The following is a 16,055-nucleotide window of genomic DNA, read 5'->3' on the forward strand; positions in this document are numbered from 1 at the left end:
TGTTACCTCTTTCATTTTACTTTGTAGCAGATGCTTTCCAGTAAGAACGGAAAAATACTAAACCGATACCAACCATTAACCCTAACACTAATCCAACCGCCAAGTTTAATACTTTATTTGGAGAAGTTGGAGATTCCGCTAAAGTCGGATCAATAATTACACGAATAAATGGATCCGCTTTAAAACTATCTAAACCTGTTTTTACAGATTGATATTTTGCTAATACGGAATGATACTCTCCTGATTTAATATCAATTTGTGCTTTTAGCTGTAATAATTCATTTTGGATTGATCCCGTTACATTTGATAACGCACTTGATTGTTCAGTTGTTAAATTCAATACAAATTGTAATGAAGAAATTGTTTGTAAAATAAGCACTTCTGGTAGTTTATTTTTTGTGATGACATCGTTGTAGCTTGACATTAACTGTTCAATTTCACTAGATAAGCTGTTCGATTCTATTAAATATGTTTCTTCTAATTGATTTAGCGTTTCTTTCATTGAAGAGGTTACTTCACTTTTTGTTTTTTCCATTACGAGCTGTAAATATTTTTGTGCATCCTCTGGGGTATTCGCTGTATATTTCATTTCTACTAAATCTGTATTCGGCTGATTTGATACTGTTAAATTTTCTTTTATAAAATCATCTATACCATTTGCTTTAAAATACTTTTTATTTTGCTCGACATTTTGCATACGTTGCATATACACTGTTGGCGTAAATTCTGTTGCGACGTAATTCGACATGATTCCTGCATCTTGTACACCACTTAAAATTTGTACAACGGCCTTTGATTCATATTGTTCTTCTAATACAAACCAGCTAACAATTCCTGCAAAGAGCAAAGCAATGATTGTACAAATTGCAATTAACCACTTACCCTTTAATAATATATCAATTATTTCTCGCAATTCAATTGTTTCTTCCATTAGTAATCTCCTTGTTGGTAAATGTAAATGTCATCATGATACCCGCTAAAATCCACATAGGTGCCGAAATACTAGGGAGACTGTCATTAAAGAATCCTTGTATTAAATAGGCCGCCCAAGCGATACCCATAATCCATAAAATAGAATTATTATTTTTGTAAACCTCTTTCAATGGTTTCGCTACGGTGAAAAATATTATTCCTATCATGCTCAAAAAGCCAATTACCCCTGTTCCGTATAACCAACCGACATAAAGACTATGTGGTTTGTCTGTTATAATATTGTCATACCAAAAATTGGCGCGTGTTTCGATATTCGTATGAGGAAAATTATACATTAAAGTGTCCATTCCATAACCAAGAAGAGGTCGATTTTTTACAAGTTCAATAGACTTATTCCAAATATAAATTCGTCCCGAAGCAGCACCCGCTTGTCTTGTTGGAAGTTCAGGTAACTCAAACTTTTCTGCCGCATACGCCTTAGACATTAGTTCAACATTATACTTTCCTCTATAAACAGAAACCTCTTCTTTTTTATCTTCATATGGATTTGATTTTATTACAAACCCAATAGACTCCGTCCAAACACGAGTCTCTTTGCTTGCTAGCATATGAAAAATTGGTACACTAGCTAAAATGAAAATTGCTATTATAATAAGGTGTCTTGCCTTACTCTCATTTCTTAATGCTGCAAATATTATAATTGGTAGCAATATAATCAATGTTAAAAATCCCGACGTAGATATCGACATAAGAAGTATCGCAAATGACATTAAAGAAAATGCTAAATAGCTAAATGAATTCCTCTTAGCTTTTTCTAAAACTGCTGCCATCAAATACATCACCGTCATAATAGCAAACATTCCACTCATATAGTTCCATTGGTTTAATGTACCTACTAATTGAGAGCCTTCACCAACTGCTCCTCCTTCAGGCAAGGTCATTGAAATCAGTCCCTTAATCCAGCCGTATTGCAATAAATCTCTCCCATAAAAGTTCATTGTAATAATAAATAGGTTAATTACAACAAAAGGCATCATTGTGTATAAAATGTATTTCATCGCATTTTTAGGGTATTCGATGTTCATTGCGATAAACATTAAAACAACATAGCATAGCCAGCTAATCGCCCCATCAGATCGATTATAAAGTCCATCTAACGCAATTGATATACTGGGTGAAGCGATTGTTGATATAACAATCATAATAGCGAAGATGCCTAAAGCATAGTTTAAGAATGTTTTACGTATTGTTCCTCCCATAAAAAACACCTTAGCTAATAACAGTGCTCCTGCAATTAATGTAACTACTAAAATAAATAGTGCTTTAAAGTGAGTGAATAGTTCGCCCTTAGTACCTGAAATTAAAGTTTCCTGATTAGAAATTAACGGACTTACTACTTGTTCAACATGCGCCAGCACAATAAGTGGTGCTAACCCTAACAATAATAATAATAATCTAAAAATCCACTTATCCACACTTGCTCGTGACTGTGCATTTTCTTTTTCATCGTTCATCCCATCTGACTGATGAAGTTCTTTATAAAAAGAAGTCATGTATAACTACCTTCCTTATTTCATATTTTCAATCTGCGTTAACATTCCCTGTACTTGTTCCTGATACTCTGGGTAATCTTCGGGCTGCCAGTTCCATTCTTTACATCGCTCTAACACAATTTTAGCATCATCATATCGTTCAGCCGAAAATAGAATTTCTCCGAATTGTAGCATGAACATTGGTGCTTCTACATTATGCGGGTTAATATCAAGTGCTTTTTGCATATAGATAGCAGCAGCAGAATATTCTCCTAAACTGGCAGCGTTCAATCCCGCCAAATAATTAACCATTTCAGAATTAGCTTTTTCTGCAACTAAATCTGCTATTAATTTCTGTGCTTCATCATAATTGCCGGCTTGATAAAACTGAATTGCCTGCTGATACAAAAAGTCTTCTGTTTGAAACGTCTCGTTTTGTTTACTTGCAAGCACGTTAGCAATGAGCAAACCGCCTAATATAAACACCACTAAGCCAAGTAATATGTATTTTCTAGTTTTTTCACTTATATTCATATCTCAAACCTCTAAATTCTAAATTTTACGTAATTAAATAACATATCTATTATACACTATTTGCTCTTTGTTTTCCTTACTTTGCTAGGATAATTTCTAGTGACATTCATGTTTCAAAAACATTACAAAAAATCTTTACAATAGTAAAAAACCATGGAAAACAAAATACATTTTCCATGGTCTTCTTATATACTACTATTGAAGGTTAATAGCACCTGTTGTTGTATTATATACAAAGTTATAAGTTTTACCTTTGTATGAAATTGAGAATGTGTTGTTTGGTGCAGCTGATAACTTAGTAGTATTAAAGTATACATTTAATACTTTGTTATCTGATGTAGCACCAACAGTAGTACCGCCTGCTGGGAAACCAACAATAACTTCGCTTGAAGTTACAGCTTCAGTGAATGTTAAAGTAACTGAATCTACAGTTGCTGTTACACCGTTAGCAACATTAGCACTTACAGTAAATGCTGGTGTACTTGCACCAGAAACAAATTTAATTGTTTTAGTAATTGTTGCTAGGCTAGATAAACCTTCAGCCGTTGCTGTTGCAGTAACGGCTACATCAGACACACCTGCTGATGTAACTTTAATTGCAGTTGAATGATCTGCGTAATTACCTAATAATTCAGCTTTAACTTCATCATATCCATAGGCTGGAATGTTTTTCACATTGCCAAGTGCATCAGTAACTGTTACAGCCGAAGCACCAGCACGAACTGTAAAAGTAACAAATGTTTTCTTATCATATGCACGTGGTTTACCGTTTTGATCTGATAACTGATAAGTAAATACCGCTTCTTGACCTTGACCAATACGTTCCACAGCATCTTGACCATCTGTAACTTTTAACTCACTAGTATACTCATGCAATTCAACTTCGTGGAAGTATACAATTTCAGATTCTTTTTTAATACGGTTATCAGTTAAAGAGTTACCGATAAATGCGATTGGTGTTGCATAGTCATTATCTAAACCAGTTACTGTAACTTTCGCTTTACCATCTTTATCCGTTTTCACTACAACATAAGTAGTATCGCCTGATGTAACTTTAGCTAATGGACCATCAGTTAATTTTTTACTTGCATTATAAACTTTGATGTTATTAGGTTCGCTAGTACCAGTAGCTTTGCTGAATCCAACTTTAACTTCAGCATTTGCTAATGCTTTACCATCTTTACCTTTTAACGTAACTTCATAGTCACGACCACCAGTTTGTTGATCGCTAATCCATTTAGCTGCAGATTGTTTACCAATAGCTTCAATTGTTAAATCATAAATTGCTTCAGCAGTGAACTTTACAGTAGAAGCTTTCGCTTGTAATGCACGGCTGCTATATGCAGTGCGTTTCGTTGTATCACCTGCATAAACAACAGGAGTAAATGTCGCATCTTCACCTGTTACAACTAAGTTAGCTTCACCATTGCGGTCAGTTGTAACGATAGCAACAACGTGTCCGCCAGTTGTGTATTCATATAAGTTATCTACAGTTTCTTTTTTATCTGTACCATCAGCATTTTTAGCACCTTTATAACCCATTAAGCCTAAAACTTTTGCTTTACGAACAGCTTTATCTGGAGCAACATTAATATTTTCTTCAAATGTTACAAAATAAGATGTTTCTTTAGCACCTTTAATTTTGTAAACTTTTTGTTCACCGTTAGCTAACTCTTTTTTCTCAGTAACGTCAGTAACCGTTAAAGATTGACCCCAATAAACAGTACCAGCTGTTGTTTTTTTAGGTTCAGTTGTGGCATACGCAACAACTGTATCCTTAATCGGAGCAGCGTAGTTATCGTAACGAGTATAAGTATAAGTAGCTTCACCGTTAGCATCAGTTAAAATCTCTTCTTTAATTTGGTTAGCTAATAACTCATCACCTGTAGGGTTAATAGCAAATGTCACAGGAATATTAGCTGCTGATTCACCTTGTTTAACAGTTACTTTAACTTTTAAAGTGACGTTTTCACCAAATTTACCTTGGATTGACTTTTCAACTAAATCAACTTTCTCAGGTACTACATCAGAAGCTTCGTTTGATGGAGCTTTGCTGAAGTCAGTGTTTGCTGTTTTGTATAAGAAAGTAGCAAATTGACCACGAGTAGTGTTACCTTTTGGGTTGAAGTTAGATACTGCTGGGTTTGTGATATCAAAGAAGTCTAATACAGAAATCGCTGAACGAGCTTCTGCTTTAGCTTGGTTTAAGTCTTTAACGTCACCGTTGAAGTCTTGACCAGCTACGAATTCTTCTAAGCTAACACCTTCTAAAGTGTTTACCATGCGCACTAAAGTTAATGCCATGTTTTCACGAGTGATTAGGTCAGATGGTAATAAGTTGCCGTGAGAACCTACGAATACGCCTGCTTCTTTAACTACAGAAGCGTATTTTAATAATTCTTCGTTAGAAGTAGTTTTTAAATCTGCGAAAGCTGGGCTAGTTTTCCAGTTTGAAGCTGGCTCATAGCCTTCAGTTTCTAAGTATTTACCTAATAATTTAACTACGTCAGAACGAGTTAAAGCTTTGTTAGGCTTGAAAGTACCGTCTGGGTATCCAGAGATAACTTTAGCATCAACTAATGCGTTGATTGCTTCTTCGTGTGTGTTACCAGCGATGTCGCTTAAGTTTGCTGCAGACGCAACTGGTACGATTGCAGATGCTACTAATGTAGCTGTCGCAGCTGTTGCTACGAATTTTTTGTATTTCTTTGGTTGGTTAGCCATTGAAAAATTTCCTCCTCATATTTCAAATAATCTCTTAGTCTCTCACTACAAAAATAGTGTAGATAAACTAACTACACATAAATTCTAGTAGTATACAATTACAATGTCAATCCTTTTTTAAAACAAAAACAGAATTGCCATCATTTGTTACAATTAAAATATGCAACAAGCTGTATTGCAGAGCGACTTCGAATTTCTTATATTATGACATAAAACTACTTAGTAAAACAACATTTTATTCACAAATATATAAAGTTAACTATTATCGTCTATTAGAAAGTTTTTGTTTTTGTTATTTTTACGACTTATAATTGTTTTATTACGAATTAATATCAATTAAACACCAAAATTGAATAGTGTAGGTATTTTGACTTTTTATATTTTATTCTATTTTTATTAGGTTTTTAGCGTACAATGGCATTATATTTTCATTGTTCATATTTTATGCATTCATTTTTTATTCATTTATTGGGCATTTATTTGTTTTTTAGTAATTTCAATCAAAAACTCCTTATATTCGAATTTTGATGCTTCTTTTGTGAGCGATTGGGTGATTTTCATTTTTCCACACAAAAAGAAGAAGGTTTAAGCATTTGCTGCTTAAACCTTCTTCTTGGGCTACCAACCGTTTTTTTCCTTGCAGGGAAAATTTTAAACTCTTTATCATAAGAGGAAATCTTACTATGGATACAGTGTAACACTAACATTACAATTTAACAATCAATTATTACAAAGATTACACAATATTTTTTTCGATGGTGCTTATTTCTTCTTTTTATCCCTTGCTACTTCTAGCAAAAACAGTGGTAGCGAAATTTGTCGTTTTATGCGATGAGGCTCTTTCATCAGGCGATAAAACCACTCCATCCCCACTTTTTGGAATGCTTCTGGTGCACGCTTGACATTGCCTGCTAGCACATCAAATGAGCCACCTACCCCTTGATATATCGTTGGGTGGAGCTGATTGCGATTGGCATTAATCCAATTTTCCTGCTTTGGTGAACCCATTGCTACGAACAGTAAATCAGGCTTCGCTTCATTAATTTTAGCTAACACTTTGTCGTTATCTTTTTCGTAGCCGTCCTGAGTTCCTACTATATTAATGTTTGGATAGATTTCTCGAAGTTTATCCGCTGCCTTCTCTGCAACTCCTGGCTTGCCACCATACAAGAAGATTGGCTTGCGACGCTTCGCTGCCTCTTCACATAGGCGCATCATCATATCAACACCTGTTACGCGCGATGTAATTTGTCCTTTTTGAATTTTTGATGCAAGAATAACTCCAATCCCGTCCGGAATTTGAAATTCTGCATTATTGAGTAGCTCCTTTAAGGCAGGGTCTTCCTTCGCCTTAATAATTTTCTCTGGGTTAATCGCTACGATTAAAGACTTTTTCTTTAATTCAATTTGCTCAAACACGATGGGTAATAGCTCATCGTAGCCTTCTGTATTGACCTTTATGCCCAATACGGTTTCTTTCATTCCTTTTCGTCCTTTCATGAAGGCGTAAAAAAGCAGTGCTATGCACTGCTTTTCGGACACCATCTGTTAATTTTTAGCATCCCCAAGTAAGTGGAATTGATAGCCCGCTTGCTCCCATTTTGCACGATTTAAGCAGTTTTTCGTATCGAATACAATTTTATTGTGCGATGCCAATGTTTCTGGATTTAATACTTTAAATTCATTATGATCAGTTAAACATAGTAAAATATCCGCAACCCCTACTACTTCCTCAAAGCTTTGCGTTTGTGTTGCGTGCTTGTTTTCTTTTATATGTGGGTCAAATGACACGACCTTTAAGCCTAAGTTTTGTAATTCATTAATAACGGCTGTCGACGGACTTTCACGCATATCGTCTACATTTCCTTTAAACGCTAGACCTAGCACACCAACAGTCGCACCTGCAATGTTGTTTTGATTTAAAATCGCCTGCGTTTTTTGTGCTGTATAGCTTGGCATACCATCATTCGTATTGCGTGATAAATGAATGATTTCCGCTTGTCCACCACCGATTTCAACTAAAAACCATGGGTCCACTGCGATACAGTGGCCGCCGACACCAGGCCCCGGAAAATGGACATTAACACGCGGGTGATAATTGGCAAATTTAATTGCTTCCCAAATGTTCACATCTAACTTTTCAGCCATTTTTGCTAGCTCATTAGCAAATGCAATATTGACATCGCGATATGTGTTTTCCATTACTTTTACAAGCTCAGCTGTCGTTGCATCTGTTAAATGGATTGTGCCTTCAACGAAATTTTCATATAGCTCCTTCGTTAGTTGAGCCGATTTTTCATTAATTCCACCTACAATACGGTCATTTTTCACAAGCTCCTCAAAAATACGCCCTGGAATTACCCGCTCTGGTGAGTGTGCAACATAAATTTGTGTACCGATTTCTAAGCCTGATTTTACCAATTCCGGCAGCATAATATGCTCCACAGTTTTTGGAGGTACTGTCGATTCTAAAATAACTAAGTTTCCTTCTTTAATATACGGTACAATCGAAGCTGTCGCTTGACGCACATATTCTAAATTAGCCGTATTATCAGGATTAATTGGTGATGGTACCGCAACGATAAAGACATCCGCCTCCTGTGGCGACGTCGACGCAGTTAACAGCCCTTCATCTACTGCTTTATTTAAGCGCTCCTGTAGACCTTCCTCTTCAATATGTAGCCGTTTTTCCTGAATACTTTTTACTGCGGCGGGATTTAAGTCTACCCCATGTACTTTTACGCCATAGTTTGCAAACATTACGGCTGTTGGCAGGCCAATATATCCTAAACCAATAACACAAATTGATTTTGTCATGCTCGTTACTTCCTTTCATCTTCAAAGAGCGAATGTATATACTTACAGACGCATTTTCTGGCAAAATGGTTCGAAAACCTACTGCTTTACAGTATACAACTTTTTGATGCTTGTTGTGAAATAATTTTATCATATATAAAACGACTGTAGGGAATCCCTACAGTCGCTCCTTATTTTCTACGTCCCGTATCCAACAGTATTAATACAGATTGAGCCTGCTGCATATGCAAACGCAGTACGTATTGACTTGCCTGCAATAAAATATTGGCACGTACATAATTCATCATTTCCTTCGCAATATCCGCATCACGAATGCGTGATTCAGCAGCTGTTAAATTTTCTGCTGTGTTCATAACATTATTATAGGCATGCTCCATTCGGTTTTGATAAGCTCCCATACGCGAACGCTCCATTGATACTTTATGTAGCGCATCGTCAAGCTCTCCGATTGCTTTATCTGCATTTTCCTGTGTTAAAATATCAGAATCATCAAGACCGAGCTTCGTAGAGTCCATACCTCCAATATATAAATCAATTGTCTGTCCTGAATTCGCACCTGCTTGAATTTTTAACGGATTATTCTCATAATCACCATTCAATAACTTCCTCGTATTGAACTCCGTTTGCTGAGCTGAACGAGTAATTTCCTCCTTCAACTGCTGATACTCCTGATTAATTAACTCGCGATCCTTATCCGTTAGCGTATCGTTCGCCGCCTGTACAGCCAACTCACGCATTCGCTGAATCATCGCATGTGTCTCATTCAATGCTCCCTCTGCCGTTTGCACAAGGGAAATTCCATCTTGAATATTTTTACCCGCCATATTTAAACCGCGAATTTGGGCACGCATTTTCTCTGAAATCGCTAGCCCTGCAGCATCATCTGCCGCACTATTAATCCGATAACCTGACGAAATACGTAATAACGCTTTATTCGCCGACGCATAATGACGATTCATATTATTCAATATGGAGTAGCCAAGCGAATTCCATTGACCTAACATCCGTCGCCCTCCTTCATTGTTTTTGTTTATATCGGCTCGAATTGAGAAGAGTTTATAATTGAATGTCACTTGAGTGAGAAACTGACCTCGAACATCTACGTGGTTTTTGTGGTTCTATTGGCGGTATTCTTGATTCTATTGACGAAGGTGTTCGAAAAATCCAATTTATTTTGATGCGGCGGTTTTTATCACTCCACTTTTATTAAAGGGGTAGCCAATGTTCATCACATTTTTTAAAAAAGCCTTCTCTAGTTAGTTGAATCAACATTTTGTCGAACATCATTGCTATTGTCCTAGTGATTTTGATGTATCAACAAGTATTGTCAAATGGCTGGCACTTAATTTACAACCAAAAAACACCTCCTCAGATTTTGGAAGGTGTTATAGCATGCCGCGCTGCTCTAAATGCCAGACTAAATTGTAGAACATCGTTTCATTGCGCTCAGTTAAGGCATAATCAATTAGCCGCTCTGCATTTTTCCCCTCTAATTCACGGATAATAGAAGAAGCTTCATGTTCTGATTCCGTTAAATCCTCTGTCACTGTATTCGCTACTTTCTCCTCGATAATTGGTAGTAAATAATCGTAAATATTCGATATAAGCAATAATTGGTAAAGAGGGATTCGTATAAAACGACTACCATTTTGGAATACAAAAACATCTGACACATTTTCTATTTTATACGTTTTCAGATTAACAACCATTTCTTTTCCATCTAAAGGAATAAAATGAAATAACTCTTCCTCCTTCATAATCGAAAGATGCTGATAAGCAAAAACTAAACATAACTTTGCTCCAGCCATCCTTGTATACAATGGCTTCATAAACTGGATGCGAATCACTTTCACCCTCCTTAAATATTTCCGGTTCTATTACAGTTTATTTTCTCCATCAGTGCGTACTTTCAAACATCTTTCCCCTTAATTTCATAAGAGATTTTTATAATTACATTCGTTCATCAACACGACTACGCAATTGCTGAATTTTCTCTAAAGGGAAGCCCGTCATTTTTGCAATTAGATGGGGTGGCATTCCTTCAGTCAACATTGTTATTGCCGTCTGCTCTCTGCCCAGCTCAATTCCTTGCTCAATTCCTTGCTCAATCCCATGCTCTATCCCTTCCCTATACCCTGCAGCATGGGCATCTTGCTTGCCGGCTTCTTCGTCTAGGATGTATTTGAGACGGGATTCATAGGCTATTCGGGATTCTGGCGTTTGGCTTAGTTCTTCCCAAGCGGTAAAGGCTTGTTGTAGGTTTTTGTCTTCCATCGCTAATTCCTCCAGTTCTTTATAGATTTGGCTGTATACATGGGGCTTGCGGGCATCTACCGCTCCGAGAAGCATTAGCCATTTGGCGAGGATATCGTCGAGTGGGCTGACTTGTTCCGCAAACCATGCATTTAAAAATTTATTCATTTCAATGAAATGGATTTCTAATACATCACCAGCTTGTAATAATCGTTGCCGGGTGCTGTCCTCATATAGATGATAGGTACTGTGATAGTGCGGGTTGTCGGTAATGAGTGTGTAATTACAAATATTAATCGTAATCGTTGGATTTAGTTTATTGTAGCCTTGCCCCTTTTTTAGTGGGGCTCTGTAAAGACCCGCCCAATAATAGAGCGTACGTTTGAACATACTTTCTTTTTGCGTTAGTTGCATTTCAATATTAATGAGTTCGCCTAGTTGTGTTTTTACTACAATATCAAGTCGGGACTGCTTATCGTCCTCAAATTCCCCAGAAAATTCATTATTTTGAAAGTAAATTTCTTGCACATTGTTACGTCCAGTTTTTTGCAAAATGGCATTTAGGAAGACGACTGTTATATGCTTATTCTGTTCATTGCCAAAAAGTTGCTTGAAAGCAAAATCTATTTTTAAGTCGAGTAGCTTTTCCAATGGGATGCGACGTAATGCTTTTTTATTCATTCGCTCCCCCTTTCTATTATTTTAGCATATTTATATTGAGGGATTCAGCTTACGTTTACTCATTTTTCGAGGTATAATGGAAGGAACGACTTTTTTAGGAGAGAAACGATTATGGCTTTATCAATATCCGATGTTGCGCATCGTCATTCGGCGTTTATTCGTCAGCAGTTGGAGGTAATGGAACGTTTATTGCAGCCTTCGTCAATCGAAGATGAAGAGCTAGTACGACGTGCCGTCTTTTCTGTGCGAAATAAATCTGTGCTATTTGAGCGTTTTGTTGCACAAAAGGATGTACTATTTACAGTTGTACAAGATGTGCGACCTGCTGAAGTGACTGTTGACTTCAGTCAACAGCTCATAGCATGTACATGCCCCCAGCAAAATTGCTGTCGCCATAAGCTTGGTGTGATTCTTGGGCTTTATCAATATTTAGGCTCTGTGCAAGAATGGACAAGCAATTGGCGAGCGCAAAAAAACGTTCATTTGAAATCTTTAGCTACTGAGCGTAGCCCTGAAAGCTGGCAACGTATGGTGGATGAAGTAATGCAACATTTGCTGTATGGCTCTAAAGCAATTGAAAGCTACTCTATTTCGGCATTGCTAACGACTGTACATTCAAAGCTACAGCGCTATACACCACTTGAACGTGAATGGCAGCCTCTCTTCAAATTGTTTATGGAGCTAGCTGTTTTAAATAAGCTATGGGCTCACTTGAATCAGACAAACTCATCAGTTCACAACTATTATTTTGAGGCTGCGATGAACATTAGACTTGAAACTATACAAGCAATAACATCTGAGTTAAGTACGAAATCACGTCTCTTTGCAACAGACCCATTCTTTGATGCCATACAGGATAGTGTGCGTGAGCTTCTTTTTGAAAAGGATGGTCAGCCACAAATACGTTTTCAATTTTATTTAACAATTTGGACAGATGTTTTTAATGAAAAAAATCGCTATGAGAAAGAGCTATTTTTATTAGAAAAACTACACGTCAATAGTGATTTTCCTATAGCTACTGGCCATACACTTTTTTACGTTCTTCTAAGGGACAGCGCAAAACTTAATGAACAGCTATCCTATATTGATACGTCGGACCTTCATTTTTATTTGCTTATTGCAAAATTAGCATCGAAACATTATATGGAAGGTTTGCAAATATTATTAAGAGCGATGCTACTACATTTGGAAAATTTTATTCATAATACACTCGCACCTCAGCAACGTCCACCATTTATTAAAGAAGTAAATGCACTTTATGCCAATATAGAACTTTCCGAGCAGGAGGCAGTTGTACTTTATCAAGCGTTTGGTCGTTATGGTATACAGCCTTATGCAGATTTTTTGCTGCGACAGGCTCGCTATGATGAATGGGTAGCCCTGCAGCAGCTTTACCCTTCTTCCATCAGTTATCTAGAGGCAAGGGGCTTGAAAACGGTGGTCAATGAGGCACCTGCTGCTGCATTACCTCTTTATCATTATTATGCATTAGAGGAGCTACGCCAAAAATCACGTCTGAATTATAAACAGGCAATTCGTATTTGGAAATCGATGAAAAGTGTTGCTAAAAAAGCTGGCAAAATGACGTATTGGACAAATTACATGCAAACTGTACAAAAACAATTCAAGCGCCTGCGTGCATTGCAGGAAGAATTGGATAAGAGCAATCTCATTTAAGGAGTTTTTATATGACCGACACATTCACATCACCCTTTGTAAAGTTGCTGCGTTTAAAAATTACGCAGCTTCAAAATGGCTATTATGCAATCATGGCTTTACACGAAGATGGTTTAATCTCACCTCCTGAAAGCTGGATATCACAGCTTTTTTATAAATATGAAGCGAATTTTTACGGACTTATTGTACCATTAGATGAGCGCGATATTACATTGTCAGCGGCCGAGCTATTAGATGTGCTCTCACCTTCTTTTAAGCATCCTTTACTTAACATTGTCGGAGCGGATGCTACATCTGAGGCATTACTTGGAACTTTCCACGAGCTTGTTCCGCAATGGAGAAGTAGCACGCTTTGGCGAACTGCCTACTTTAATGAACAAACGCTATATTTCGAACACGATAAAGAAAATGTTTTGGCTACTGCTGCTATGCAAAAGCTTTCGAGCAATGGACTACAGTTTGAACAATGGAAGGAGCTTGTGCCATTTTTTGCGGATGGCGGCTGGCCACTGCAAAGTGAGCAAAATATCGCTGATTTAAAGTTTGCCTTACGTTTGAGCGAGCCCAATGAGATAAGTACTGAGTGGCTGTTAGAATCTGTTTTAATTACAGCAACAGAAAAACATTGGACACCTGCTGTACGAAAGCGTAGGTTAGCAATTGAGGAGGCTTTGCCCGATAAATGGAAAGCTCTTTCAGCAGATATCACAGCAATTCAACAGCAAATGCTGTCATTACTAAACCTAGAATCTGAAGGCTTTTTATATCACAACCTTTCAGACGCACAAGTAAAGCTTTTTTTGCGTGATGATATTGCCGTTTTACAGGCACTTGGCTATGAGGTTATTTTGCCAGCTTGGTTGAAAGAATTAAAGCAATCAAAAATACGTGTCCAAGTAAGTGCAGGTCAAGCATCTACACGTTCTGTCGCAAGTCTCGATGATGTTTTAACATTCAAATGGCAATTTTCAATGAACGGCGAACATATTTCTGCGGAGCAGTTTCGAAAACTTGTGGAAGAAAAGCGTGAATTTATGCGTGTCGGTACAGAATGGTTCCGCATTGATGCAGTGTGGATGCAAGAAATGCGTGAGCTAATGGATAAAGCGACCAATGAACAGTGGACAGTAAAAGAGCTACTGTTTAGAGAGTTACCAGAAACTTTAACAGCACCAGTAGAAGAGCTTGATGAAGAGGATGCTGAACGTGACAACCCTATATTAGCATTTGAAATGCAAAAATCTCTCCAGCAATATTTACAGCAATTACAGGAAAAACAGGGTCTTCCAAGCGTTCCTGTACCGTCACAGTTGGAAGCAGATTTACGTCCCTATCAGCAACAAGGCTTTGAGTGGCTTGTCTTTATGCGAAAGCAAAAATTCGGTGCTTGTCTAGCCGATGATATGGGGCTTGGTAAAACAATTCAAACAATTAGCTATCTTTTATATACGATTAATACACTTGATGTAACAGAACCTGCAATTATTATTTGCCCAACCTCGGTTCTAGGAAATTGGCAAAAGGAACTGGAGCGCTTCGCACCCTCTTTAACAATTTATACGCATTACGGAGCTAATCGCTTAAAGGATGCTTTGCTCCGTGATGAAATGAAACGAGCAATGCCTCAAATTGTGCTATCGACATACGGAACTATTTCACAGGATGCAGAGTTTTTACAACATTTTAGCTGGTCGAGCATTATTTTAGATGAGGCACAAAATATTAAAAATATGCAAACAATGCAATCCCGTGCTATTCGTAAATTGCGTGGTGAGCATCATATTGCATTGACAGGCACACCTGTCGAAAATCGTTTGTCGGAGCTTTGGGCTATTTTTGATTTTATTCATAAAGGCTATCTTGGTAGCTTTACGAAATTCCAAGAGCAATTTATTTTGCCGATTGAGCGCGATGACTCTGAGCAACATAAGGAGCTACTACGAGCAAAAATTCAACCATTTTTACTTCGTCGTATAAAGCGCGATTCAAAATTAATGTTGAATTTACCTGATAAGCAGGAAATTCAGGAATTTTGCCCATTAACAGCGGAGCAAGCTGCCCTTTATGAAAGCTATATTGAAGATACTGCAGCACAGCTTGAGCAGCTAACGGGCTTTGAAAAAAGAGGGCGCATTTTAAAAATGCTAAATAAATTAAAGCAGCTATGTAATCATCCTGCACTTTATTTAAAGGAGCCTTTTGATGATGCGAAGACGATGCTAAGCCGTTCTGTAAAACTAAAACGTATTGTAGATTTAACGGCTGAAATCGTTCATAACGGAGAGCAATGTTTAATTTTCACGCAATATATTGGCATGGGCAATATTTTACAGCATTGCTTTGCTGAGCTGTATGATATTGACGTCCCATTTTTAACAGGCAGTATGCCAAAAAAGCAGCGCGATCACTTAGTTGAAGCATTTCAAGCGGGGGAATTTCCAATTTTTATTTTATCGTTAAAAGCTGGAGGAACAGGATTAAACTTAACTGCTGCTAGCCATGTCTTGCATGCTGACCGCTGGTGGAATCCCGCAGTGGAAAATCAGGCTACAGATCGGGCCTACCGAATTGGTCAAACTCAATTTGTGCAAGTTCATAAATTTATGACACTTGGCACAATTGAAGAAAAAATCGATAAAATGTTAACTTTAAAATCAGCTTTATCAGAAGAGCTAATTCAATCAAGCAAATGGCTTACGGAGCTTCAAGATGATGAGCTACGCGAACTTTTTTCACTTGATTTAGTTAGATAAAACCCCAAAATTTGTACTCATTTAATAGCGTCCTATCTTTGCGCCAAAAGATAGGACGCTTTTTTTGTTCTCTACATTTTATTCAGTTGTGAATTTTAGAATTTGCTATGCGGTTAAGGGGTACTTTTTTCACTCCTTTACATTTTTAGTT

11 protein-coding genes are annotated in these 16,055 nt (G+C 37.3%); 2 read left to right on the forward strand and 9 right to left on the reverse strand.

The genetic code is table 11. The annotated features are described in order from the left end of the window. Positions 1–16: 16 nt before the first annotated feature. The 9 genes from MHH70_RS08605 to MHH70_RS08645 form a co-directional block, all read right to left on the reverse strand. Positions 17–931, reverse strand: a complete 915-nt coding sequence (locus MHH70_RS08605; RefSeq protein ID WP_342473090.1) for a Wzz/FepE/Etk N-terminal domain-containing protein — start codon at positions 929–931, stop codon at positions 17–19. Continuing rightward, positions 915–2,486 (reverse strand): O-antigen ligase family protein, encoded by a 1,572-nt coding sequence (locus tag MHH70_RS08610; RefSeq protein WP_342473091.1) that lies wholly within the window; start codon positions 2,484–2,486, stop codon positions 915–917. Before MHH70_RS08610 ends, MHH70_RS08605 begins: the two co-directional genes overlap by 17 nt. Before the next feature lie 15 nt (positions 2,487–2,501). Further along, positions 2,502–2,999, reverse strand: coding sequence for a tetratricopeptide repeat protein (locus MHH70_RS08615; RefSeq protein WP_342473092.1), 498 nt, complete (start codon positions 2,997–2,999; stop codon positions 2,502–2,504). 195 nt (positions 3,000–3,194) lie between these two features. Continuing rightward, on the reverse strand, positions 3,195–5,723 hold the full coding sequence (locus MHH70_RS08620) for an S-layer homology domain-containing protein (RefSeq protein ID WP_342473093.1): 2,529 nt from the start codon (positions 5,721–5,723) through the stop codon (positions 3,195–3,197). A 762-nt stretch (positions 5,724–6,485) separates the two neighbouring features. Then, positions 6,486–7,205 (reverse strand): WecB/TagA/CpsF family glycosyltransferase, encoded by a 720-nt coding sequence (locus MHH70_RS08625; protein WP_342473094.1) that lies wholly within the window; start codon positions 7,203–7,205, stop codon positions 6,486–6,488. Between the two features lie 66 nt (positions 7,206–7,271). Continuing rightward, positions 7,272–8,540, reverse strand: coding sequence for a nucleotide sugar dehydrogenase (locus tag MHH70_RS08630; protein ID WP_342473096.1), 1,269 nt, complete (start codon positions 8,538–8,540; stop codon positions 7,272–7,274). Positions 8,541–8,710: 170 nt separating this feature from the next. Next, positions 8,711–9,544: a flagellin gene (locus MHH70_RS08635; RefSeq protein ID WP_342473097.1), complete on the reverse strand. Its 834-nt coding sequence runs from the start codon at positions 9,542–9,544 to the stop codon at positions 8,711–8,713. Positions 9,545–9,925: 381 nt separating this feature from the next. After that, positions 9,926–10,387 (reverse strand): transcriptional regulator, encoded by a 462-nt coding sequence (locus MHH70_RS08640; RefSeq protein ID WP_066168331.1) that lies wholly within the window; start codon positions 10,385–10,387, stop codon positions 9,926–9,928. 103 nt (positions 10,388–10,490) lie between these two features. Further along, on the reverse strand, positions 10,491–11,474 hold the full coding sequence (locus MHH70_RS08645; protein ID WP_342473098.1) for an Rpn family recombination-promoting nuclease/putative transposase: 984 nt from the start codon (positions 11,472–11,474) through the stop codon (positions 10,491–10,493). A 111-nt stretch (positions 11,475–11,585) separates the two neighbouring features. Here MHH70_RS08645 and MHH70_RS08650 point away from each other — a divergent pair, with 111 nt between their 5' ends. Both MHH70_RS08650 and MHH70_RS08655 read left to right on the forward strand, forming a co-directional pair. Then, the gene (locus MHH70_RS08650) at positions 11,586–13,151 is read left to right on the forward strand and encodes a hypothetical protein (RefSeq protein WP_342473099.1); all 1,566 of its coding nucleotides are present in this window, start codon (positions 11,586–11,588) and stop codon (positions 13,149–13,151) included. 11 nt (positions 13,152–13,162) lie between these two features. Further along, positions 13,163–15,904 carry a DEAD/DEAH box helicase gene (locus tag MHH70_RS08655; RefSeq protein WP_342473100.1) on the forward strand — a complete coding sequence of 914 codons (2,742 nt, stop codon included), beginning with the start codon at positions 13,163–13,165 and terminating at the stop codon, positions 15,902–15,904. Positions 15,905–16,055 lie beyond the last annotated feature (151 nt).

Origin of the sequence: Metasolibacillus sp. FSL H7-0170 (assembly GCF_038593115.1) — a bacterium.
Taxonomy (GTDB): Bacteria; Bacillota; Bacilli; order Bacillales_A; family Planococcaceae; genus Metasolibacillus; species Metasolibacillus fluoroglycofenilyticus.

Coding starts and splice junctions, on each gene's coding strand:
- MHH70_RS08605 (WP_342473090.1), bottom strand. CDS start 931: ATGGAAGAAACAATTGAATTGCGAGAAATAATTGATATATTATTAAAG.
- MHH70_RS08610 (WP_342473091.1), bottom strand. CDS start 2,486: ATGACTTCTTTTTATAAAGAACTTCATCAGTCAGATGGGATGAACGAT.
- MHH70_RS08615 (WP_342473092.1), bottom strand. CDS start 2,999: ATGAATATAAGTGAAAAAACTAGAAAATACATATTACTTGGCTTAGTG.
- MHH70_RS08620 (WP_342473093.1), bottom strand. CDS start 5,723: ATGGCTAACCAACCAAAGAAATACAAAAAATTCGTAGCAACAGCTGCG.
- MHH70_RS08625 (WP_342473094.1), bottom strand. CDS start 7,205: ATGAAAGAAACCGTATTGGGCATAAAGGTCAATACAGAAGGCTACGAT.
- MHH70_RS08630 (WP_342473096.1), bottom strand. CDS start 8,540: ATGACAAAATCAATTTGTGTTATTGGTTTAGGATATATTGGCCTGCCA.
- MHH70_RS08635 (WP_342473097.1), bottom strand. CDS start 9,544: ATGTTAGGTCAATGGAATTCGCTTGGCTACTCCATATTGAATAATATG.
- MHH70_RS08645 (WP_342473098.1), bottom strand. CDS start 11,474: ATGAATAAAAAAGCATTACGTCGCATCCCATTGGAAAAGCTACTCGAC.
- MHH70_RS08650 (WP_342473099.1), top strand. CDS start 11,586: ATGGCTTTATCAATATCCGATGTTGCGCATCGTCATTCGGCGTTTATT.
- MHH70_RS08655 (WP_342473100.1), top strand. CDS start 13,163: ATGACCGACACATTCACATCACCCTTTGTAAAGTTGCTGCGTTTAAAA.